The organism is Haloterrigena alkaliphila, assembly GCF_017352155.2.
In the GTDB taxonomy this organism is placed as follows: Archaea; Halobacteriota; Halobacteria; order Halobacteriales; family Natrialbaceae; genus Haloterrigena; species Haloterrigena alkaliphila.
In genome coordinates this window covers 1-21021 of the sequence record NZ_CP071462.1, presented here as the reverse complement: position 1 = coordinate 21021, position 21021 = coordinate 1, and the positions used below count along the sequence as shown (strand labels likewise).

Sequence of the window (21021 nt, the reverse complement as noted above, 5' to 3'; positions counted from 1 at the left end):
CCTGCCGAACGCGGTTATCGTGACTGCTCGAGCGCTTCAGCGAGTAGCTCGATCGGATGTACGGGTCGGTCGTACCCCTCGAAATCGCCGATTTGCGTTCGACAGGAGGTTCCCGGCGCGACGACTGTCGACTCGCCGTCTTCCGACGTTCGACTCGCTTCGCTCGTCTCACCGCCGTCGGTCGCGCTCGAGGGGGCCGCGCGAGTCTGGTTGACGCTGGCCTCGAGTTGATCGCGCAGCAGCGAGCCGATCGCTCGCGAGAGGTCGTAGTGGTCGGCCTCGTAGCCGAAGCTGCCGGCCATGCCACAGCAGCCCGAATCGACCGGGTCGACGGCGTAGCCCGCCCGCCGGAGGACGCCGACCGCGTGGTGGTCCGCGCCGCGAGCCTTCTGGTGGCAGTGGCCGTGGAACGTCAGCCGCTCATCCTCGGTGACCGTGGCGTCGAAGGGTAGGTCGTCATCGAGCCGGTACCGGTCGAGATACTCGCAGACGCCGTACGCGTTCGATGCGAGCGCCTCGACGCGGTCGTCCGCGAGCAGAGAACGGTACTCGTCGACGATCATCGCCGCGTCGGAGGGCTCGACGAAGAGGACCGACCAGCCCCGCTCCAGGTAGGGATCGAGGTCGTCGAGCAGTGCCTGCCCCTGCTCGGCGGCAACGTCGAGCATCCCCTGGGAGTAGGCCGCCCGACCGGTCGGGCCGAGGTCGGGGATCGCGACGCGGATATCGGCGGCCTCGAGCACGCGGACGGCGGCCTTCCCCGGCACGGGGTTCGAATAGTTCGTGTCCGTGTCGGGGTAGAGGACGACGCCTGCCGACGCGGTCTCGGGGGCCACTTGTGATCCGCCTCGCGACTCGAACCAGTCGACCAGCGTCTCCCGCTGGAACGTCGGCAGCGTCCGCTCGGTTGCGATCCCGACAGTCTTCTCGAGGAGGGTCCGCGCACCCGGCAGATCGGTCGCGCGGTTGGCCACCGGTGCGGTCGCGCTCCCGAGCGCCGCGAGTCGGTCGACGTTCGCGAACAGCCGCTCTCGGAGGGTCGTCCCCTCGCGGTCGTGGTACTGGTGTTTGACTTCGGCCTTGAGTTTCGCGAGGTCGACGCCGGTCGGGCAGTCGCTCTGGCAGCCCTTGCAGCCGATACAGTGGTCCAGCACGTCCTGCTGGAACCGGTCGCCGTACAGTTCCTCGGGATCGATCTCGCCGCTGATCGCCGCCCGGAGCAGGTTAGCCCGCCCCCGCGTGGTGGCGATCTCCTCTTCGGTCGCGCGATAGGTCGGGCACATCACGTCGCCGTCGGTCTGCCGACAGGTGCCACAGCCGTTACACAGCTCCACGAGGTGGGAGAAGCCGCCCTGGTCGTCGAAGTCCAGCGTCGTCCGCGGCTCGAGCGAGGCGTAGTCCGGTCCGTAACGGAGGTACTCACGGATGTCAGTCGGGTCCTCGTCGCGATAGACGACCTTCCCAGGGTTCATCCGCCAGTCCGGGTCGAACGCGGACTTCACGTCTTTGAACGCCTGCCAGAGATCCGGCCCGTAGAGCTTCGGGTTGAACTCGGTTCTGGCGAGACCGTCGCCGTGCTCGCCCGAGAACGACCCCTGGTGTTCGCGGACGAGGTCGGTGACGTCGTCGGCGATCGCGCGCATCTTCTCGACGTCGTCGCCGTCCTTGAGGTTCAGCACCGGCCGGATATGGAGCGTCCCGACGCCCGCGTGGGCGAAGTAGGCCGCCGTGGTGTCGTGGGCCTCGAGGATCTCCTGAAAGCCCGCCACGTACTCGGCGAGTTCGGCGGGCGGGACCGAGGCGTCCTCGACGAACGGGTACGGCTTCGGATCGCCCTCCATGCTCATCAGGAGCGGGATGGCGGCCTTCCGGAGCTTCCAGAGCCGGTCCTGCGTCGCCGGCGCGAACGCCTCGATCGAGTGGAACGCGCCCCCGCCGTCGACGAGTTGCTCCCCAGCCGCTGCGATCGCGTCCGGCAGGTCGTCGACGACCTCGGAGTCGAACTCGAGCATCAGCGCCGCCGCGGTCCCGTCTGGGATCGGGTCGGCGTACTCGGCGTACTCCGACGACTCCGCAGCGAGCCGAAACACCTCGTCGTCCATCAGTTCGACCGCGCTGGCCTCGAGCGCGAGCGCTTCCGGTACCGCCGCGAGGGCCTCGAGCAGGTCGTCGTAACAGGCGACGATCAGCGCGGTCTCCTCGGGGTGAGTCACGAGCGAGAGCGTCGCTTCGACGACGACGCCGAGGGTCCCTTCGGCGCCCACGAGCAGTTTCGAGAGGTTGAGAATCCGATTCCCTTCAACATCTTTTCGAATTACCTTCTGCAGGTTGTAGCCGCTGACGCTGCGCTTGAGGTCCGGATACCGCTCCTCGATCTCGTCGGCGTTGTCCTCGACGATCTCTCTGACGGTCCTGTAAATCGCCGCCTCGCGGTCGTTCTTCGAGACGATCTCCTCCCATTCGGGACTGTCGAGGACGACGTCCCGCGCCCGGATCGTCGAGCCGTCCGCGAGGACGACCTCGCACTCCTCGACGTAGGCGTCCGTGATCCCGTAGCGCACCGAGTGGGCGCCGGTCGAGTTGTTCCCGATCCCGCCGCCGATGGTCGCCCGGTTCGAGGAGGCCGGATCGGGCGCGAAGCGGAGCCCGTGGGGCTCGAGGGCGTCGTCTAAGTCGTCTTGCACGACGCCCGGTTGGACGGTTGCGGTCCGTTCGTCGGGATCGATCGCACGGATCTCGTCCATGTGCCGGGACAGGTCGAGGACGACGCAGCCGGGGCCGACCGCCTGCCCGGCTAGCGAAGAGCCGGCGCCGCGGGGTAGGACGGGGGCGCCGTGTTCAGCGGCCACGCGAACGGCCGCGCTGACGTCGTCGGCGTCCCGCGGGAAGACGACGCCCGCGGGCTGGGCCCCGTAGATGCTCCCGTCCGTGGCGTAGAGCACGCGCGTGTACTCGTCGAATCGAACGTCCCCGTCGCAGGCGTCCCGGAGGTCGGCCGCGAGGTCGCCCGCCGCGTCTCCGGAGGCTGTACTCGCGGACGGATCGAGCACGCCGTCGGTCCCACCGCTGTCCGTTGCCATGGGAGCACTCGTCCGTCGAGTACCAAAACAGTGCGTGTCACTCGCACACGATGTCGGCGCCGGCGCCGGACGGCTGCGGTGCTCTCGAGCGATGGCGTCGCGAAAAAACGTGGAGATTGACTGGCTCGTCGCGTGCCGGCAGCGTTACTCGAAGTGGTCGATGCAGGTCTGGTACTCTTCCTCGGCCTTCTCCCAGTTGACGACGTCGAAGAAGGCGTCGATGAACTCGCCGCGGTCCGGACCGTAGTCGTAGTAGTAGGAGTGTTCCCAGACGTCCAGTGCGAGAACTGGGTGTGCGCCCCAGAGCGCGCCCTGATCGTGCTTGTCGACCGCGAGGTTCCGCAGTTGCTTGGCGACCGGGTCGTAGACCAGCAGGGCCCAGCCACCGGCGGCACTGGCGGCCTTCTTGAATTCGCCCTTCCAGCCCTCGTAGGAGCCGAAGTCCTCCTCGATGCGGTCGGCGAGGTCGCCCTCGGGTTCGCCGCCGCCGTCGGGGGACATGTTCTCCCAGAACAGCGTGTGGAGATAGTGGCCACAGCCGTTGTGGGTGACGTTGCTCAGCGCGCCGGGCGTCGAACCGTAGTCGCCCGACTCGCGGTTCTCCTCGAGGGTCTCCTCGGCGGAGTTGAGGCCGTTGACGTAGCCCTGATGGTGGGTGTCGTGGTGCCAGGTCAGTACCTGCTCGGAGAGTGCCGGTTCCAGCGCGTCGTAATCGTAGGGAAGTGGTGGTAGTTCGTGGTCAGCCATTGGAATCACCTATACCGTGATATCTACTGCTCGCCTGTTAAGTTTTAAGGAGAGAAACGATACCATGTCGCACGTTGGATCGTTCGCTCCCTGGACGATTCGTCGCCGCCAGTAATCCCACGACGAATCCCGTGTTAAACCTTTCAGCCACCGCGGCCGAGTATCGGCACCGATCGGGGCCCTACAGGCGCTCCTTGTGCTTCGCGTGTTCGAGCCACTCCTCGAGGGACGGCTGGGTCCAGTAGCGGACCGCCTCGCTGCGGTTGTCGTGTTCGATCACGCCCGCGTCCTCGAGTTTCGGCAAGTGGGTGTGCTGGAGCTCCGTCTGTACCCGCAGCCGTCGTTGCTCGAGATCGGGTTCCGAATCGTCGCCGTCCGCAGCCGCCGTCTCGTCGCCGTCCGCACTCGCGGTTGCGTACTGGTACGACACGACGGCGTCGGTAATCTCGTCGGCCGTCGCGACGCCGTCCGGCTGTTCGTGCAGATAGTAGAGTACGTACCGCCGGCGTCGATTCGAGAGAATATCGAAGATCAGGTCCAGCGACGGCGTTCCCGGAGCCGCAACGCCCGTTGATTCGCCCTCCGTTTCACGCATCCACGAACCACCTACCGTGTGTTACCATTCGAAACCACCAACCGTCCCTACTGCAGCGGTCACATTAGATGTTACGTCTACCTAGAAAAACATATATGTTTTCTCCGGAATATAATTCGGCGCGTAATAACGTATCGGCGGCGTTCGGTGAGGAACGTGCCCGGTGTCGATTACGGCGAAAATCGAATCGATCCGGCGGCGTCAGCCGTCGGGTCGCGGCCGCGTTACTCGTAGAGCCACTCGGCGTCGTGCTGCTCGTAGTCGATCAGCTCGTCGTCGTCGAAGTGGATCCCGATCTCGCGTTCGTTGGCGCCCTCGTCCTCGTGGTCGGCGGCGTGAACGACGTTCCGACCGAGGTCGAGCGCGTAGTCGCCCCGGATCGTGCCGGGTTCGGCCTCGAGAGGGTCGGTCTCGCCGATCATCTGGCGGACCTGACGGGTCGCGTCCTGGCCCTCCCAGACCATCGGGACGACCGGTCCCGAGGTGATGAAGTCAACGAGGTCGTCGTAGAACGGTTTGTCCTCGTGTTCGCTGTAGTGTTCCTCGGCCCGTTCGCGGGGCATGGTCTCGACCTTGATGCCGACGAGTTTGAGCCCGCGGTCCTCGAGTCGGGAGACGACCTCGCCGACGAGCCCGCGCGCGAACGCGTCTGGCTTGACCATCACGAAGGTGCGCTCGTGGTCACTCATTGTTCGGCCTCGGTTTCCTCGGGTTCGGCTTCGGTCTCCTCAACGTCGGCCTCGGTCGCTTCCGTTTCGGCCGCCGCCTCGTCGCTGTCCTCCTGACCGCCGGCGACGTCGTCGGGTTCGCCTTCGGCGGCCGCGTCGGCCTCACCCTCGACGGACTCGCCCTCGGCGACGTCCTCGTCCCCGGCGGGCTCGGTGTCCTCGTCCTCGTCGACGGCTTCGGCCTCGGTCTCGAGGTCCTCGTCTTCGTCGGCCTCGACCTGTTCGGCCTGGGTGGGACCCTTGCCGCGACGGCCGTCCTCGGTCCACTCGAGGTCGCGCGGTTCGCGACCGAGCTTGTAGTTCTTCTCGGCCTTGGAGTCGACGAAGTGGAGCACGCTGCCGTCGTTCTTGACGTACATGATGCCCGTGCCGGGCTCGATCTCTTCGCCCGTGTAGTCGCAGGTTCGTTTCTCGACCATTATTGTCCTCCGATGGAATCGGCCTCGCGGGCGGTCTCGCGAAGCTGGATGATGTCTCCCTCGCGGACCGGCCCGAGGCAGTTTCGGGTGATGATACGTCCCTGATTCTCGCCCTCCTGAATTCGGCACTTGACCTGCATGGCTTCGCCGTGCATGCCGGTCTTGCCGACGATCTCGATGACCTCGGCGGGCGTTGATCCGCTTCCGTCCTCTTCAGCACTCATCTCTGATCACCTCAGTCGAGGTCCTCGACCTTGTCGGCGATGTCTTCGACGTCGTCGCTCGCCTCGCCGGCGTCGACGATCGCCGCGGCGGCCGAGCCGACCTCGAGGCCGGCGGCGTGGCCGACGTCGTCCTGGGTCTCGATGAAGACGACGGGAATGCCCTTCTCCTCGGCGAGGTCGGGCAGGTGCATGACGATCTCCTCGGGGGAGACGTCCTCGGCGACGTAGACGAGTTCGGCGTTGCCGCGCTCGATCGCTTTCGTGGTTTCGTTCGTTCCTTTCTTTACGCGTCCGGTGTCTCGTGCGACCTCGAGGGCCTCGAGGGCATCGTCTGCGAGGTCGGCTGGGATGTCGGTTGTGACGTAGACTGACATTGGTTGTTCACCTCTCCTACGCGTGGGCTCGCGCTCCCCTGCCGTCCGGGCACTGGGTACCCGTGCCGGGCCGATCCCGGCGGAAGTCCTGTGAAGCTAGGAGCATCATCAACCCCGCATAGGGTGTACTACGTCTGTAGCGTTGCCCCCCTTAAAAGCGTGTTCAAACGCCCGAGGCCGTGCGATACGTCCCCACGGCGATTACGCACTCGGCCAGCACCTGCATCTATACGATCGTTGTTATATTCTCCCGCCATCACTGCTAATTATTACCAAGGATATACCTTCTCCCGCAATGTGTGGTAATTCATGATGGGCGAACGGAGGGACGACCGCGGGGGGAACCCGCTCGTGCCGGACGGATCCGGCGCCGACCTGTCGTTGAACGCGATACTCGAGGTGATGGCCCACCACCACCGACGCGAGATTCTGCGGGTGCTCGTCGACTCGCCCGACCACACCGCGTCTATCGACGAACTCATGAACCACGTCAGCGACCTCGAGGTCGCCCGAACGGGCCAACGGCCGGGTCGCGATCAGCTCGAGATCGCGTTCCACCACGTTCACCTCCCGGCGTTGACGGACGTGGGACTCCTCGAGTACGACGCCCGCTCGAAGGACGTGCGGTACCGACGACACGAGCGAGTCGAGGACCTCCTCGAGTACCTCGATTCCATCTCGGAGTGAGTGCCCGGAGTCTCACGCTGGCGAACGCCCGCTACTGGTCTGTTCACGCGGCCGCGACCCGCGACCGCCGACGAACCGGCCTCCCGGGATCGGTCGCGGTCCGGTGCCTATTACTCCCGACCCCCCGAGGAACGGACCATGGACGCTGACGTCGTCGGACTCGCGGCATCGCTGTTCGACGAGGCGACGCGGACGAACGAGCGACGGCTGCTCGTGCTCGCCGGCGATCCGGAACGCGGCTACGAGGCCCTCGAGTCCGTCCTCGAGGGGCTGCCCGTCCCGATCACTACCACCACGCTCGTCGGGCCCGACGACCGACTGCGGTGCGAGCACCTGCCGCAGGCCAACGCGAGCGAACTCCTCGGGACGACCCGCGACGTGATCGCCCTCGACGCCCACGAGGGGCTCCGACCGAACGCCCTCGGGAAAGTCGTCGGCGCGGTCGACGGCGGCGGCCTGCTGGTCCTCCTGACGCCGACGCTCGAGGACTGGCCCGACCGGCGCGGTGCGTTCGACGAGTCGCTGGCCGTGCCGCCGTTCTCGCTGTCGGACGTCACCGGCCGATTCCGGCGGCGACTCGTCGAGACGCTTCGGGCACACCGCGGAATCGCGATCGTCGACCTCGAGGCCGACCGGATCGAGGCCGACGGACTGACCGACCCGGCGCCGCGGCTGGTCGACGGGTCGAACGCGACGGTTCGTGAAGCGCCGGCGGACGCTCGGTTCCCCGACGAAACCTACGAGGCGTGTCTGACGGACGACCAGCGAGACGCCGTCGCGGCGTTCGAGTCACTGCTCGAGGACGGCGAGACCGACGGCGATGGTGACTCTCCACGGCGGGCCGTCGTCCTCGAGGCCGACCGCGGCCGAGGGAAATCGAGCGCGGCAGGGTTAGCGGCGGGCGCCTTCGCCGCCGACGGACTGGACGTGCTCGTCACCGCGCCCCGGTCGCGGAACGCGGCGGAACTGTTCGAGCGGGCCGAGGAACTGCTGTCGGCGCTCGGGGACGCGGATGCGACGCACCCGAACGCCGACGTCGCAGCCGATTCCCACCGAATCGAGACGGCCGCCGGCGGTCGGATTCGATACCTCGAGCCGTCGGCAGCCGTCGACGGCGACCGCCTCGAGTCGGCGGATATCGTCCTCGTCGACGAGGCGGCCGCGCTGCCCGTCTCGGTTCTCGAGTCGCTGCTGGCTGCCGACCGCGTCGCATTCGCGACGACGATCCACGGCTACGAGGGTGCGGGACGGGGCTTCTCGGTGAGATTTCGGGACCGACTCGCCGAGAGCGACCACGCGGTCGTCGACCGCACGCTCGTCGACCCGATCCGGTACGCGGCGGGCGACCCCGTCGAGGTCTGGGCCTTCCGCGCGCTGTTGCTCGACGCCCGACCCCCGGTCGACCCGCTAGTTGCCGACGCGACACCGGAGACCGTCGCGTACCGCAGTCTCGAGCCCGACGACCTGCTCGCAGACGAACGGCTCCTGCGGGAAGCCTTCGGCCTGCTCGTACTCGCCCACTACCGCACCGAACCGAACGACCTCGCGCGACTGCTCGACGCCCCCAATCTCGAGGCCCGCGCGCTGGTCTACCCCGCCGACGGTGGGCAAGGCGGCAGTGAAGGGGAAGGCCACGTCGTCAGCGTCGCCCTGCTCGCCCGCGAGGGAAACCTCCCGCCCGAGATACGCTCGATGATGTACGAGGGCGGCCGTATCCGGGGGAACATGCTCCCGGACGTCCTCACCAGCCAGTTACGTGACGAGGACGCCGGCGGCCCCGCGGGCCTGCGCGTGGTCCGCATCGCGACCCACCACGCGGCCCGCTCTCGAGGGGTGGGATCGCGGCTGCTCGAGCGCGTCCGCGACGAATTTTCGGCCGACGTCGACTGGCTCGGCACCGGCTTCGGCGCCACCCCGGGCCTGCTCGAGTTCTGGCGGGAGAACGGCTATCGCACGGTCCACGTCTCGACGACGCGCAACGACGCCAGCGGCGAGTACTCGGCGCTCATGCTCGCGGCGACGAGTGCCGCGGGGCGGGCGCTGTGCGACCGCCACGCCGACTGGTTCGCTCGCCGGTTTCCCGGCCTCTGTACGGACGCCCTGCCGGACCTCGATCCCGACGTCGCCCGCGCCGTCTTGCGGTCAGTCGACGCCGCGGCGGCGCCAGAACTCGAGCGCTCCGACCACGAGTGGCGCGTCGTCGCGGGCGCGGCGTACGGCCCCGGCCTGTTCGACGTCGATCCCGGCGCGTTCCGCCCCCTCGTCGTGCGGTACTTCGTCGAGGACCCGAGCGACGTCGACCTGACTCCCCGCGAGGAACGGCTGCTCGTCCTGCGCGCGCTTCAGGGCCGGGACTGGCAGGCCGTCGCCGACCGCCTCGAGTATCACTCGACGGGGCAGTGCATGCGGGCGCTCGGTGAGGCGTTCTGTCCGCTGGTCGATCGATACGGGTCGGAGGCCGCGCTCGAGGTTCGGGATCGGTTCCGCGACGAATGACGAGTCCTCTCTGGGGGCTATTTACCGCCGGAACGAGACAATTCGGCTGATGGCTACTGAGGCCACCTTTACGGTTCCGTCCGATCAGTTCCCCCTCGGAACGATCTTCGAACAGTTGCCGGACGTGACCGTCGAACTGGAACGGATAATCCCGGCTCAGGACGTTGTCATACCGTACTTCTGGGTGCGAGGAACCGTGGTCGACGACATCGAGGACGCGTTTGCCGGCCATCCCGGCGTGGTCGACATTCGCCTCGTCGATTCGGTCGCCGACGAGTACCTGTTACGCGTCGAGTGGGCCCTCGAGTATTCCGGCGTTCTCAGTACACTGGTCGAGACGGAGATTCCGCTCATCAAAGCGATTGGCACGACCCAACAATGGACGTTCGACGTACGCGGCGATTCTCGAAGCGATCTCGCGGCCTTTCAGCAACGCTGTCGAGAGCAGGACATCCCGATCACGCTCACGGAGGTACATGCACTCACGCCGCTCGAGACGATCACTGAGGAAGCCCTCACCGAAACCCAGCAAGAGGCGCTGATACGCGCCTACCAGCGCGGGTACTTCGAATCTCCGCGCGAGGTAACGATGGAAGAGATCGGCGACGAACTCGGCATCTCCCAGCAGGCCGTCGCGTCTCGTCTCCGGCGCGGAATCAAGCACGTTCTCGGGCGGACACTGCCCGATACTGAACGACCAAATCGATAGCGCTAAAAAAGGTTTTGTATAGCACGAAGCTACGCTCACGTTGCTGGCCGTCCACAGTAGACACTATGCCCGAGGGGGAAATCGAACGGACAGTCGCCGAATGTCGCACCTGTGAATCCATCTATGCGGCTCGACGATGGAGTGACGGGACGATCCAACCGATTGGGAGGGGGTGCTGTCAATGTGGATCGACGCAGTTTCGAGTCATGAACGAGTCGAGTACTCCCGCTCTCCGAGAGGAGAAAATCAAATAACCAGTATTACTTGTTAAACGGAGTATTGGGGAGGAAAGTGGTTGAAAACAAGCGTTCTGCTATCGTGGCAACGGGGAATCGCCACGCCCTCCCCAGCCGATTCACTCGTTCGCGGTGTCTGCTCACGGGCGCGATGCGCCCGTTCGCATGGTTCGCGGGACCTTCGGTCCCGCGCCACTCACTCGCTCATCCCTCGCACGAATTCGTCGGCCGACCTCGCTATCGCTCGGTCGGCAGACAGCGCGCGCCACCGCACGCTGATTCTTCAACCAAGCGTGGTATGTTATCAGCCAGTACTGAGCGACTGGCGTCCTAGGAAAGCAGGCGCCGAAGCACGGCGTCGGGCGTCGCTTTCAGGAACCACGCGACCAGTCGCCAGCGTCTGGTGACGTAGGCGTGGTTTCGCTTCTTGCGGATCGCGCGAGCGATCTGTTCGGCCGCCCGCTCGGGCGAGGCCTCCCAGAAGCCGCCCAGCGAGAGGTCGGTGTCGACGAAGCCGGGTTCGATCGTCGTGATCGTCACGTCGGCGTCGCTGCCGGCCTGGCGGTCCCGAAGGCCCTCGAGGTACGTCGAGACGAACGCCTTCGACGCGTTGTACGCCTGCGTCCCCCCGTTACCGAAGTGGGCCGCGACGGAGGAGATGCCCACGAGGTGACCGTCCCGCTCGCTGGCGTGGTCGGGGACGGTCTCGAAGTACTCCATCGCGGCCGTCGCGATCGCGGTGAATCCGCGGACGTTGACGTCGATCGTTTGGCGTTCGGGTTCCCACTCGAGGTCGTGGTTCACGGCCGCCGTCCCGGCGCTGATGACGACGAGATCGACCGACTGCATCGCGTCGGCGAGTTCGAAGAACCCCTCGCGGGCGTCCGCGGTGTCGGTGACGTCCATCGTCGCGACGTAGGACTTGGTCGGCAGTTCGGAGCCGATCTGTTGCATGCGTTCCGTCCGGCGGGCGGCCAGTCCGATCCGATACCCCTCGTCGGCGAGTTCCCGCGCCAGCGCTTCGCCGATCCCCGACGAGGCGCCGACGATGATCGCACCGCGTGTCTCGGTCATATCCCCCACGTTCGGCCGCTGGCACGTAATGATACTGGCACGAGGCGGCCGCCACCGCACGTCCGGTTTTCGAGCCGCTCACTCCGTCTCGGACAGCCTGCCCCCATTCTGAAGGCCCTACGCCTTTGTCGCGGCCCGTCGTCGCACACCGTATGGTCGACGTGGTCACGATCCTCGCGGTTGCGCTGCTCGTCGGCGGCGTCGTCGGCACGGTCGCCCCGCTGGTCCCCGGCGGACTGCTCTCGCTGTCGGGACTCTACCTCTACTGGTGGCACTCCGGCTTCGCGGACCCTGGAACCCTCACGCTGGCCGTCCTCACGCTGCTGGGCGTCCTGACGGTGGTCGCCGAACTCTTCGGCGGGTCGATCGCCGCTCGAGCGGGCGGCGCATCCTGGACCACGACGACGATCGCCACCGTGGTCGCCATCGTCCTCATGATCGTCACCGGGCCGCTGGGGCTGCTCGCTGGACTGTTCGGGACGGTCTTCGTCGTCGAATTCGTCCGGGGTCGCGACGCCGGCGGCAGCGCCCGCTCGGCGGCGTACGCGGCCGGAGGCATGCTCGCCTCGACGGCCATCCAGGTGCTGCTGACGGTGACGATCCTGCTCGCGTTCCTCGTCGCGGTCTTCATCCTCTGACGCCGCGCCCCCGGTCGTCGGTCCAGCGACCCTCGGTGGACGCAAACACTGACTTCGAGGCCGTCGTACGGCCGCCCATGGACTGCGCCGAAGACGACTGCGAGCGGCCCGCCACCGTCGAACTCCACATCCCGTGGACCGACAACCGACTGGTCTGTGCCGCCCACGCTCGCGTGCTCGGCCGGCAGGACGGCGTCGTCGCCGACCCCATCACCGACCGCGGCGACGAACTGCTCGAAGACGGGTGAGCGCTCGAGGCCTGAGCGCCTCTCCGAAGGTTTCGATACTCACTATTTTCCTACACTCTCAACTTCATATAGGTGGCGTTTCAGAAGAGATATGGTCGGATGTGCCTTCGTCCACTCCACTTGTCCATGAATTCCAATCGTCGACGGTTCCTCCAGCGCTCGAGTCTCGTCACCGCCGGCCTGCTCACCGCTACGGGGACCGCGAACGCGGACGCGCGCCGCTCGGGGTCCGCGGCGACCGGTCGCGTCGCGGGAACGATAACGTACGGCCCCCAGCCCGTCGCGGACGTCACGGTAACGCTCGACGGCGAACGGGGCACGAAAACCGAGGAAAACGGGTCGTTCGAACTGGACGTCGGGCCCGGGACGTACGCGCTCGCGGCGCGGGCCGACGGCTACGCGGACGAGACGCGCGAAATCGAGGTTACGGCCGACGAGACGACGAGGGTCGATCTCCGACTCGACCGCGAGTGGGGACCCGGTGAGGGAGAACTCGAGGTGGCCGTAGTCGAGCCAGGCGGCGGATCGACGCTCGAATCCCGGGTAACGATCTACGGAAACGGCGAAGAGCACAGCACGATCGCGCCGGCGGGGAGTATTCCGGACGGCGACCACTGGAACCGAGGATTCGCCGTCGCCGAGGGCTGGTGGGAGGTTCGCGCCTCGGCGGTCGACGGCTACGGCGATGGGTACGCCGAGGTGTACGTCGACCCCGACGCCACCACCCTCGCAATCGTCGAGGGCACCGAGGAGGATCGCCAGATCCACCGCAACGGATGGGTCGACGGGATAATCACGGACGCGGACGGTCGTCCCGTTCCCGACGCGGTGGTCCGGTTTCTCGACGACCGGTCGACGATGATAACGATGAGCAGCGACGACGGCCGGTTCGAGGCGGAACTCGCTCACGGCCAGTACGCGATGGACGTCGACGCCGACGGCTACGAACGAGCGGAGACGGACGTCGCCGTCCGATTCGGTCGGATTACGACGCGGGACGTGACGCTCGAGTCGCGATAGGGGGTCGCCGATTTCGATTCTCGGTCCGGCGTCGCAATTTATCAGGCTGGGGACCGATGTCGTTCGCATGAGTATGTTCGAGCGGCTGGGCGAGAAGGTCGAACGGTTCAAACAGGAGGCGGTGGACGCCCGCGAGGAGAGCGCCGAGTTCAGCTGTCGGAACTGCGATACCGGGATCCACCACGAGCGGGAGACGTGTCCCGAGTGTGGGAGCAGCGAGATCGAACGGGTCTCGACGGATCCGGAGTCGGAATCGGAGCGAGATGCGGAATCGGAGTGAGGAGCGGCCTCGAGACCGAACCGACGGTCGACAGCGACGGACTCAATCCGCCGATCGATCGTCGTCGACTCAGGGGTGGGCGTAGTAGACGACCGTCTCGGCGTCCGCGGTTCCGTCGTCGTCGGCCTCGTCCTCGTGGCGATCTATTCTCGCGAATCCGACCCGTTCGAACTGCACCATCTCGTCCGGCTCGAGGTCGCCGACGCCGGGTTCGGCGTGGCCCCGGACGTCGCCGTCGGGCGTTCGCATCCGGACGGCGACGCTCTCGCTCGCCGGCGCCCAGTGGATCACGTCGACGTCGCCCTCGCGGACCACGTCGATGTCCTCCCCGGTGTACTGGAGCGCGCCGCGCGTGAACTGGAAACAGCCCAGTCCCTTGAGCCAGACGCGTTCCTCGCGCTCGGGGACGTCCTCGGGCTCGAGCATCACGGAGTCGCCGACGGGAATCTCGCGGACCCCGCGCTCTTCGTGGTTGGGGTGGAGCGGCGGGTTCGCCTCGTCCGGCGGACTGCCGCCGAGGGGGACCTGATTGCCGTCGCGAACGAAGAACCGCCGGTCGGTCTCCTCGTCGATCAGGTCGCGGTTGTTCGCGTAGATCGAACTCATCGCGAGGTCGACGTCGCTGGTCGAGGTCCCGAGGCCGCTCATCGCCTCGACGATGGCCGCCCCGCGGATCCCCCGCCGCCGGAGGCTCTTGATCGTCGGCGCGCGCGGATCGTCCCAACCGTCGAGGTCCCCCTGTTCGATCAGTTCCGCGATGGTCGACGTGCTCATCTTCACGTCGTAGGCGTCGATCTGGACGTGCCCCCAGTGGACGACTTCGGGGTACTCCCAACCGAAGTAGTCGTAGACGAACCGCTGGCGCTTCGCGGAGTCCTGCAGGTCGATGCCGCGGATGATGTGGGTGACCTCGAGCAGGTGATCGTCGACCCCCGACTGGAAGTCGAGCATCGGCCAGCAGCGGTACTCGCTGGCTTCCTTGCGCGGATGCGGCGTGTCGATCATGCGGAACGCGACCCAGTCGCGCAGCGCGGGGTTCTTGTGCTCGATGTCGGTCTTCACGCGGAGGACCATCTCGCCGCTACTGTACTCGCCGTCGATCATCGCTTCGAACTCCTCGCGGACCGTCTCGACGTCCTTGTCGCGGTGGGGACAGGGCTCGCCCGAGTTCTTCAGGTCGGAGAATTCCTCGCCCGAACACGAGCAGGTGTAGGCTCCGCCCAGGTCGATCAGTTCGCGGGCGTGGTCGTAGTAGGTCTCGAGCCGATCGCTCGCCCGGTAGGTCGCGTCGGGCTCGAAGCCGAGATAGTCGAGGTCCTCGAGAATCGCGTCGTAGGCCTCGAGATCTGGCCGCTTCGTCTCGGGGTCGGTGTCGTCGAAGCGGACGCAGAACCAGCCGTCGTAGCGCTCCTTGTAGGTGCCGATGACGGCGGGCATCCGCGCGTGGCCGACGTGCCACGGGCCGTTGGGATTGGGCGCGACGCGCATCCGAACCTCGTCGTACGCCTCCGCGTTGGAGAGGTCGGGCAGGTCGTGCTCGTCTTCCTCGTCCTCGGCCTCGATTTCGGCGAGTTCCTCGGGGGCGAGTTCCTCGAGGCGCTCGCGCTTTGCGTCGTACTCGAGGTCGTTGACCCGGCCGACGACGCCGCCGACCACGCCCGGAATCTCGTCCCCGTGCTCGCGGAACTCGGGATTGTCGCCCATCAGGGGGCCCATGATCGCGCCGACGTCGGCGTCGCTCTCGTGTTTGACGGCGTTCAACAGCGCGTGCTTTTCGGCCTCGCGCTCGACGCGCTCGCGCAACTCGTCGTTCATTAGGCGGGGGTATTCGTGCCCGGACCAAAACGTCCGCGATGTCGGGCCGTCGCTCGCGGGTCGTTTTGCGCAAATTCCGTGATACTGGAGCCGACGTTCGATTCGATATCCCGTCGAACTGGCATCCGGCGTGCGGTGGCGCGCGCTGGCGGTTGGCCGAGTGACAACGAGGCCAGCCGACGGAGTCGTGCGAGGGATGAGCGAGTGACTGAAAGGAACGAGCGAATCGGTTGGGGAGGGCGTGGCAATTCCCTGTTGCCACGATAGCAGAACGCTCAGCCTCGCCGCTATAGATCAACTATACCGAGAAACGATGACCGAAGACGAAACCGAGACGACGAGCCGTCTCAGTAGCCGCGTTCGATCAGGTAGTCCGCCAGCTGACAGAGCAGTTCGCGGGCCTCGTTGTCCGGCAGGACCTCGAGTCGGTTCTTCCCCCGGGCGACGAGTTCCCGCGCCTTGTCGTTCGCGTAGGTGATCGAACCGGAGGCCTCGAGTTCGGCGACGGCGTCGTCGATCTCGGCCTCGGTGACGGCCTCGACGTCGTCGGTGTCGACCAGTCCCTCGACGTCGACGCCCTGATCGCGGGCGTGGACGGTGATCAGCGTCTGTTTGTTCTCGACGAGGTCGCTCCCTCGCTGCTTGCCGAGTTTCTCGCTCGGGACGGTCAGATCGAGCACGTCGTCCTGAATCTGGAACGCGCGGCCGACGTCGAGCCCGTAGCCGTAGAGCGCGTCGATCGTCTCGTCGTCGGCGCCAAGCAAGACGGCCGGGAGACACGCGGAGGCGGCGTACAACACCGCGGTCTTCTGCTCGACCATCTCGAGGTACTCGTCGGGGGTGACGTCCCCGCGCTCCTCGAAGGTGACGTCCAGCGACTGGCCCTCGCAAATTTTCGTGCAGGTCGTCGCGAGCACGTCCAGCGCTTCGACGGTCCGCTCGGGCTCCGCACCGGTCTCGAGCATGATCTCGAACGCCTTCGAGTAGAGCGTGTCACCCGCGAGGATGGCCGTCTCGAGGTCGTACTCCTTGTGGACGGCGGGGACGCCCCGACGGAGGTCGTCGTCGTCCATGATGTCGTCGTGGATGAGGGTAAACGACTGGATGACTTCGACGCTGACGGCGGCGTCCATGATGTCGATTTCTGCTCCGTCGAGCGTGGGGAACTCGCGATAATCCACGCTCAGGGTGTCGACGTCCACCAGCGCCTCCGCCGTCGTCAGCAGGACGGTCGGTCGAAGCCGCTTCCCGCCCGCGTCGAGCAGGTACCGCGACGCCTCGTAGAGCCGCTCGGGACGCTTGATCGGCAACTCTTCGGGGATGGCCTCGTTGACCAGCTCGCGGCGCTCGCGGACCGCCTCGAGCACCGCCTCTTCGCGTGCCTCGGGACTTGTCATATCAGTCGACGAGCTGGATGAGGTTGCCGTTGCGCGTGACGTGCAGGTCTCGTCCGAGCTTGTACCCCTGATTCTCAGCGAGGTTGATGTAGCTGGAGTAGCCTTTCATGTCCTGGTGGGCCGGGATGACGTGCTGGGGCTGAAGGGCGTCTAACATCTCGTAGTGGCCCTCCTGACAGAGGTGGCCCGAGACGTGGATGTCGTCGTAGACGCGGGCGCCCTGCATCCCGAGCAGTTTCTCGGCCTGGTAGCGCTGGCCCTCGTTGGTCGGCTCCGGAATGACGCGGGCGGAGAAGACGACCTTGTCGCCGTCGTCCAGTTCGTAGGGCGTTTCGCCGCGGGCCATCCGGGTGAGCATCGCGCGCGGTTCGCCCTGGTGGCCGGTGACGACCGGCAGGTAGTTCTCCTTGCCCTCGTTCATGATCCGCTTGAACGTGCGGTCGACGGACTTGCGGTGGCCGAACATCCCGAGGTCGTCGGGGAAGTCGGCGAAGTCCAGTCGCTCCGCGGTGCCCGAGTACTTCTCCATCGAGCGACCCAGCAGGACCGGTTGACGGCCGATGTCCTTCGCGAACTCGACCAGCGACGTCACGCGCGAGATGTGACTCGAGAATGTGGTGGCGACGATGCCGCCGTCGTAGTCCTCCATGCTGTAGAGGACGTCCCGGAGGTGTTCCCGGGCGACGTTTTCCGAGGGGGTTCGCCCCTTCTTGTTCGCGTTCGTACAGTCCTCGATGTAACACAGTACGCCGTTGCCCTCGCGACCGATTTCGCGGAACCGCTCCATGTCGATCGGGTCGCCGATGACGGGCGTGTGGTCCATCCGTTTGTCCAGACCGTAGACGACGGCGCCTTCCGGCGTGTGCAGGACTGGGTTGATCGCGTCGATGATCGAGTGGGTCACGTTGACGAACTCGAGTTCGACCTTGCCGGAGTCGCCGATCGACATCGTCTCGCCGGCGTCCATCTTGATCAGGTCGTTCTCGACGCCGAACTTCTGCTCGCCCTCGATCTGCTGTTTGACCAGTTCGATCGTGAAGGGTGTCGCGACGACCGGCGCGTCGTACCGGTGGGCTAGCTTGGAGATGGCGCCGATGTGGTCGAGGTGGCCGTGGGTCGGCACGATGGCCTTCACGTCGCCCTCGAGGTCGCTCATGACCCGATCGTCGGGGATCGCACCCATGTCGATCAGATCGAGGCTGTGCATCCGCTCGGTTTCGACGTTGTCGTGGATCAGGACCTGCGAGAGGTTCAGACCCATGTCGAAGATAACGACGTCGTCGCCGGCGCGGACGGCAGTCATCTGCCGGCCGACTTCCTCGTAGCCGCCGATTGTTGCGATTTCGATTTCCATGGTTCGTTGTACTGAAAGCCGCGCTGGACTCTCACGAAACGGTCCGCGGACTCCCGGTTGTACGGCCCCGGCGTCTTACAGCGCGTCGGCCATCCCGCTATGCGCACGGGGAGGCGATCGCCTCCCGGTCCACGACATCGTGGATCCGCACGCACTTGCCCGCGGGGTTCGCTACTGGGCCATACACGCCGGGGTGTTAAAAACGCAGTGGGTTGGCCGCCGTGGCGCTCGACACCTCACCGGCGTCGCCGCTCCGCTCGAGAACGCCGCAGGCGGGCGTTCTGATGCATCCTCGTGATCGGCAACCGTGCGGAAGTTCCCCAGTCACGAACCCTCGAGCGTCGCCGAGACGAACACCCACGCCGACTCGTCCGCGGCGGTCCACTCCCGGTCGATCGCGAATCCGGCGGCCCGCAACTGGTCTCGCGTCGCGTCCGCGCCGGCAACGTGCCACTGCATTTCGACGCCGCTGTCGAGCCAGTCCGGGTTGCTCCCCCGCCACTCGTCGGGCCCTTCCGAGACGAGCACTCGGCCCCCCGGCCGCAGGACGCGCGCGAACTCGTCGACCACGGTCCGGTGTTCCTCGAGGGGGACGTGGATCACCGAGTGAAGGGCGGTAACGGCGTCGACCGCCGCGTCGCCCACCGGGAGCGCCGTCAGGTCGCCCTGAACAAGGGGTTCCTCGGAGACCGCCGTCGCGGCCAGTTCCAGTTGTCCGCGGGAGAAATCGACGCCGACGATCGACATCGACTCGCGTCCGCGATGGAGAACGGGCGTTCCCTGCCCGCAACCGGCGTCGAGGACGCGTGCAGGCTCCGAAAGGGACTCGAGGAACGACTCGATAATCTCGCGTTCGCGACCGTCGGCGGAGCGTTCCGCGGCGTACGTCTCCCGCAGCGCGTCGTACCCCCGGCGGACTGCGTCGCTGTCGACCATGGTGGAGACCACCGAAGCAATCCAGTTCACTGTTTCGTGAGACCGGTCGCGTCCCGTGTCGGCGGTCGGTACTCGATCCCGTCGATCGGAACCTCAATCCCGCCGATCGGTACCTCAATCCCGCCGATCGGTACCTCAGTCCCGACGGCCGTTACTCGATCGTCGTTCCCGGATTCGCCCCGTCGAGGAACGATTCGAGGTCCGCGAGTCCGAAGATCGACGCCTCGGCCTCGAGGTCGAGCAGGGCCCGGACCTTCGCGGCCATTCCCCCGGTGACGTCGGTCGCGTCGCTGGCCCCCAGCACGGACGCCACGTCCTCGTAGGCCGAGATCCGGTCGATCACCGCGTCTTCGTCGTCCAGCACACCGGATACCGTCGAACAGAGGCCGATCCGATCGGCCTCGAGCTTCCGCGCGAGTTCGGCCACCAGTTCGTCGCCGCTGATCACGGTCGCGCCCTCGCCCGCGTGGGCGACCATATCGCCGTGGAGGACGGGGACGAACCCCTCCTCGAGCAGCGTCTCGACCTGTCCGGTCGGGAGGTCGAGCCCGCCGTCGGCGTCCCGGTGGGCCGCCGAGAACGGGTGGACCGGCACCGCCTCGACGTCGCGCTCGAGCAGCCGACTCAGGACGAAGTTGTTGAGCGTCTTCATCGCGCCGTGGACGTCCAGCGCCGCGGCGGCCTCGCGGGTGCCCGCGGTCGTGGTGATCCCGTGCTCGCTGGCGTGGTGGTGGCCGAAACTGCCGCCGCCGTGGACGATCACGAGGTCTTCCACACCGCCCTCGAGGGCTTTCGAAACGGCGTCCGCGGCCCGATCGAGGGCTTCCCCGTCGAGCGTTTCGGCTCGATCCTTGTCCGTGATGACGCTGCCGCCGAGTTTCAGGACGATCATTCGAGTCGCTCCACCCCTTCTTCGGAGAGTTCGGCCCGGAAGGTGTCCTCGCAACCCGGCGTGTACGACAGCGCGGTCTCGGTCTCGTCGCTCGCGTCGAGGGCGACGATACAGCCCCCGCCGCCGGCGCCGGTCAGTTTCGCTCCCTCGGCGCCGGCGTCACGGGCTGCCCAGACCATCGAGTCCAGCGACCGCGAGGAGACGCCCAGCGCCGAGAGCAGGCCGTGGTTGAAGTCCATCAGTCGGCCGAGTTCCTCGACGTCGCTAGCGGCGAGCGCGTCCTCCCCGTTGCGCACGATGTCGCCGATCGCTTCGACCGTGTCGGCAGCGAAGTCGTACTCCTCGCGGAGGTCGCGAACGCCGGCGACGAGTTCGCCGGTGTCGCCGGCGCCGCCGTCGAAGCCGATCACGATCGGGAGATCCGGCGCCTCGAGGGATCGACAGTCGTCGCCCTCGACCCGGACGGCCCCGCCCGTGGCCGAACAGAACGTGTCCGCGCGGGAGGCCTGCCCGCCCTGGACCTCGTACTCCGTCTGATAGGCTCGCTCCGCGAGTTCGTCGATCGCTAGCGTCGTCCCGAGTTCGCGGGCGCCGGCGTCGATGGCGGCGACGGCGACCGCCGCCGACGAACCCAGTCCCGCGCCGAGCGGGATGTCGCTCTCGATGGACACGTCGAAGCCGACGTCCTCCTCGCCGGTGACGTCCTTGACCTGCTCGATCGCTTCGTCGACGTACCCCATCGCCGCGGTGAGCAGCGACTCCGCGACGTCCACGTCGGGTCGCTCGTCCGTCGTCCCGTCGTACTCGACGGTGAAGCCGTCCAGACTGAGGTCCTCCGAGTGGATGCGTAGCTTGCTGTCCGCCCGTTGCTCGACGCCGACCCGCGCCCGTAACTCGATGGCACACGGGACCGCGGGCTCGCCGTAGACCACCGCGTGCTCCCCGAATAAGTACACCTTGCCGGGAGCGCTCGAAACTGCCATGCCCGGGCGTTCGCACGACGACGGTTAATAGCTATCTTTGTGGATTCGAGTGGCGACCAGCGTACCCGCCGAGAGGGAAACGGGGACGT

General features: G+C 66.7%; 21 protein-coding genes. 7 read left to right on the top strand and 14 right to left on the bottom strand.

Annotation, left to right across the window (positions count from 1 at the left end; translation table 11 throughout):
* Positions 1–14 precede the first annotated feature (14 nt).
* The 7 genes from J0X25_RS18915 to rpl7ae form a co-directional block, all read right to left on the bottom strand.
* Complete coding sequence (locus J0X25_RS18915) at positions 15–3080, bottom strand: FAD-binding and (Fe-S)-binding domain-containing protein (protein WP_207289003.1); 3066 nt, start codon at positions 3078–3080, stop codon at positions 15–17.
* A 144-nt stretch (positions 3081–3224) separates the two neighbouring features.
* Positions 3225–3827, bottom strand: a complete 603-nt coding sequence (gene sod, locus J0X25_RS18910) for a superoxide dismutase (RefSeq protein ID WP_207289002.1) — start codon at positions 3825–3827, stop codon at positions 3225–3227.
* 181 nt (positions 3828–4008) lie between these two features.
* Positions 4009–4422, bottom strand: a complete 414-nt coding sequence (locus J0X25_RS18905; protein WP_207289001.1) for a DUF7344 domain-containing protein — start codon at positions 4420–4422, stop codon at positions 4009–4011.
* Positions 4423–4646: 224 nt separating this feature from the next.
* Positions 4647–5111 carry a nucleoside-diphosphate kinase gene (gene ndk, locus J0X25_RS18165; RefSeq protein ID WP_207289000.1) on the bottom strand — a complete coding sequence of 155 codons (465 nt, stop codon included), beginning with the start codon at positions 5109–5111 and terminating at the stop codon, positions 4647–4649.
* Positions 5108–5569 (bottom strand): 50S ribosomal protein L24e, encoded by a 462-nt coding sequence (locus J0X25_RS18080; protein ID WP_207288999.1) that lies wholly within the window; start codon positions 5567–5569, stop codon positions 5108–5110. The genes ndk and J0X25_RS18080 overlap by 4 nt, the downstream gene beginning before the upstream one ends.
* On the bottom strand, positions 5569–5793 hold the full coding sequence (locus J0X25_RS17495; RefSeq protein ID WP_207288998.1) for a 30S ribosomal protein S28e: 225 nt from the start codon (positions 5791–5793) through the stop codon (positions 5569–5571). Before J0X25_RS17495 ends, J0X25_RS18080 begins: the two co-directional genes overlap by 1 nt.
* Before the next feature lie 11 nt (positions 5794–5804).
* Positions 5805–6167: a 50S ribosomal protein L7Ae gene (rpl7ae, locus tag J0X25_RS14335; protein ID WP_207288997.1), complete on the bottom strand. Its 363-nt coding sequence runs from the start codon at positions 6165–6167 to the stop codon at positions 5805–5807.
* 312 nt (positions 6168–6479) lie between these two features.
* On the opposite strand from rpl7ae, the gene J0X25_RS14295 reads away from it, so the two are divergent.
* From J0X25_RS14295 to J0X25_RS13820, 3 genes are all read left to right on the top strand, one after another.
* Positions 6480–6854: a DUF7344 domain-containing protein gene (locus J0X25_RS14295; protein WP_226776979.1), complete on the top strand. Its 375-nt coding sequence runs from the start codon at positions 6480–6482 to the stop codon at positions 6852–6854.
* Between the two features lie 138 nt (positions 6855–6992).
* Positions 6993–9350, top strand: coding sequence for a tRNA(Met) cytidine acetyltransferase TmcA (gene tmcA / locus J0X25_RS14210; RefSeq protein WP_207288995.1), 2358 nt, complete (start codon positions 6993–6995; stop codon positions 9348–9350).
* Between the two features lie 49 nt (positions 9351–9399).
* On the top strand, positions 9400–10059 hold the full coding sequence (locus J0X25_RS13820; protein WP_207288994.1) for a helix-turn-helix domain-containing protein: 660 nt from the start codon (positions 9400–9402) through the stop codon (positions 10057–10059).
* 566 nt (positions 10060–10625) lie between these two features.
* On the opposite strand, the gene J0X25_RS10570 is transcribed toward J0X25_RS13820, so the two are convergent.
* Entirely contained in the window at positions 10626–11369 is a 744-nt protein-coding gene (locus J0X25_RS10570; RefSeq protein WP_207288993.1) for an SDR family NAD(P)-dependent oxidoreductase, read from the bottom strand.
* A gap of 152 nt (positions 11370–11521) precedes the next feature.
* On the opposite strand from J0X25_RS10570, the gene J0X25_RS09975 reads away from it, so the two are divergent.
* The 4 genes from J0X25_RS09975 (at position 11522) to J0X25_RS09260 (ending at position 13555) form a co-directional block, all read left to right on the top strand.
* Positions 11522–12007, top strand: a complete 486-nt coding sequence (locus tag J0X25_RS09975; protein WP_207288992.1) for a DUF456 domain-containing protein — start codon at positions 11522–11524, stop codon at positions 12005–12007.
* A gap of 77 nt (positions 12008–12084) precedes the next feature.
* On the top strand, positions 12085–12255 hold the full coding sequence (locus J0X25_RS09270; protein WP_207288991.1) for a DUF8014 family protein: 171 nt from the start codon (positions 12085–12087) through the stop codon (positions 12253–12255).
* A gap of 126 nt (positions 12256–12381) precedes the next feature.
* A complete protein-coding gene (locus J0X25_RS09265; protein WP_207288990.1) occupies positions 12382–13275 on the top strand; it encodes a carboxypeptidase-like regulatory domain-containing protein in 894 nt (297 codons plus the stop codon).
* Positions 13276–13342: 67 nt separating this feature from the next.
* Positions 13343–13555, top strand: coding sequence for a PhlB family protein (locus J0X25_RS09260; RefSeq protein ID WP_207288989.1), 213 nt, complete (start codon positions 13343–13345; stop codon positions 13553–13555).
* Between the two features lie 69 nt (positions 13556–13624).
* On the opposite strand, the gene J0X25_RS06800 is transcribed toward J0X25_RS09260, so the two are convergent.
* The 6 genes from J0X25_RS06800 to mvk form a co-directional block, all read right to left on the bottom strand.
* Positions 13625–15370 carry a glutamate--tRNA ligase gene (locus J0X25_RS06800; protein ID WP_207288988.1) on the bottom strand — a complete coding sequence of 582 codons (1746 nt, stop codon included), beginning with the start codon at positions 15368–15370 and terminating at the stop codon, positions 13625–13627.
* A gap of 347 nt (positions 15371–15717) precedes the next feature.
* Positions 15718–16767: a geranylfarnesyl diphosphate synthase gene (gene idsA3 / locus J0X25_RS05725; protein ID WP_207288987.1), complete on the bottom strand. Its 1050-nt coding sequence runs from the start codon at positions 16765–16767 to the stop codon at positions 15718–15720.
* 1 nt (position 16768) lies between these two features.
* Positions 16769–18121: a ribonuclease J gene (locus J0X25_RS03015; protein ID WP_207288986.1), complete on the bottom strand. Its 1353-nt coding sequence runs from the start codon at positions 18119–18121 to the stop codon at positions 16769–16771.
* A gap of 324 nt (positions 18122–18445) precedes the next feature.
* Complete coding sequence (locus tag J0X25_RS02810) at positions 18446–19057, bottom strand: class I SAM-dependent methyltransferase (RefSeq protein ID WP_207288985.1); 612 nt, start codon at positions 19055–19057, stop codon at positions 18446–18448.
* Positions 19058–19208: 151 nt separating this feature from the next.
* Positions 19209–19949: an isopentenyl phosphate kinase gene (locus tag J0X25_RS02530; RefSeq protein ID WP_207288984.1), complete on the bottom strand. Its 741-nt coding sequence runs from the start codon at positions 19947–19949 to the stop codon at positions 19209–19211.
* Positions 19946–20932: a mevalonate kinase gene (gene mvk / locus J0X25_RS00970; RefSeq protein WP_207288983.1), complete on the bottom strand. Its 987-nt coding sequence runs from the start codon at positions 20930–20932 to the stop codon at positions 19946–19948. The genes J0X25_RS02530 and mvk overlap by 4 nt, the downstream gene beginning before the upstream one ends.
* Positions 20933–21021: the final 89 nt, after the last annotated feature.

What these genes read in the sequence shown, in the direction of transcription:
- J0X25_RS18915 (WP_207289003.1), bottom strand. Translation starts at nt 3,080, where the DNA reads ATGGCAACGGACAGCGGTGGGACCGACGGCGTGCTCGATCCGTCCGCG.
- sod (WP_207289002.1), bottom strand. Translation starts at nt 3,827, where the DNA reads ATGGCTGACCACGAACTACCACCACTTCCCTACGATTACGACGCGCTG.
- J0X25_RS18905 (WP_207289001.1), bottom strand. Translation starts at nt 4,422, where the DNA reads ATGCGTGAAACGGAGGGCGAATCAACGGGCGTTGCGGCTCCGGGAACG.
- ndk (WP_207289000.1), bottom strand. Translation starts at nt 5,111, where the DNA reads ATGAGTGACCACGAGCGCACCTTCGTGATGGTCAAGCCAGACGCGTTC.
- J0X25_RS18080 (WP_207288999.1), bottom strand. Translation starts at nt 5,569, where the DNA reads ATGGTCGAGAAACGAACCTGCGACTACACGGGCGAAGAGATCGAGCCC.
- J0X25_RS17495 (WP_207288998.1), bottom strand. Translation starts at nt 5,793, where the DNA reads ATGAGTGCTGAAGAGGACGGAAGCGGATCAACGCCCGCCGAGGTCATC.
- rpl7ae (WP_207288997.1), bottom strand. Translation starts at nt 6,167, where the DNA reads ATGTCAGTCTACGTCACAACCGACATCCCAGCCGACCTCGCAGACGAT.
- J0X25_RS14295 (WP_226776979.1), top strand. Translation starts at nt 6,480, where the DNA reads ATGGGCGAACGGAGGGACGACCGCGGGGGGAACCCGCTCGTGCCGGAC.
- tmcA (WP_207288995.1), top strand. Translation starts at nt 6,993, where the DNA reads ATGGACGCTGACGTCGTCGGACTCGCGGCATCGCTGTTCGACGAGGCG.
- J0X25_RS13820 (WP_207288994.1), top strand. Translation starts at nt 9,400, where the DNA reads ATGGCTACTGAGGCCACCTTTACGGTTCCGTCCGATCAGTTCCCCCTC.
- J0X25_RS10570 (WP_207288993.1), bottom strand. Translation starts at nt 11,369, where the DNA reads ATGACCGAGACACGCGGTGCGATCATCGTCGGCGCCTCGTCGGGGATC.
- J0X25_RS09975 (WP_207288992.1), top strand. Translation starts at nt 11,522, where the DNA reads ATGGTCGACGTGGTCACGATCCTCGCGGTTGCGCTGCTCGTCGGCGGC.
- J0X25_RS09270 (WP_207288991.1), top strand. Translation starts at nt 12,085, where the DNA reads ATGGACTGCGCCGAAGACGACTGCGAGCGGCCCGCCACCGTCGAACTC.
- J0X25_RS09265 (WP_207288990.1), top strand. Translation starts at nt 12,382, where the DNA reads ATGAATTCCAATCGTCGACGGTTCCTCCAGCGCTCGAGTCTCGTCACC.
- J0X25_RS09260 (WP_207288989.1), top strand. Translation starts at nt 13,343, where the DNA reads ATGAGTATGTTCGAGCGGCTGGGCGAGAAGGTCGAACGGTTCAAACAG.
- J0X25_RS06800 (WP_207288988.1), bottom strand. Translation starts at nt 15,370, where the DNA reads ATGAACGACGAGTTGCGCGAGCGCGTCGAGCGCGAGGCCGAAAAGCAC.
- idsA3 (WP_207288987.1), bottom strand. Translation starts at nt 16,767, where the DNA reads ATGACAAGTCCCGAGGCACGCGAAGAGGCGGTGCTCGAGGCGGTCCGC.
- J0X25_RS03015 (WP_207288986.1), bottom strand. Translation starts at nt 18,121, where the DNA reads ATGGAAATCGAAATCGCAACAATCGGCGGCTACGAGGAAGTCGGCCGG.
- J0X25_RS02810 (WP_207288985.1), bottom strand. Translation starts at nt 19,057, where the DNA reads ATGGTCGACAGCGACGCAGTCCGCCGGGGGTACGACGCGCTGCGGGAG.
- J0X25_RS02530 (WP_207288984.1), bottom strand. Translation starts at nt 19,949, where the DNA reads ATGATCGTCCTGAAACTCGGCGGCAGCGTCATCACGGACAAGGATCGA.
- mvk (WP_207288983.1), bottom strand. Translation starts at nt 20,932, where the DNA reads ATGGCAGTTTCGAGCGCTCCCGGCAAGGTGTACTTATTCGGGGAGCAC.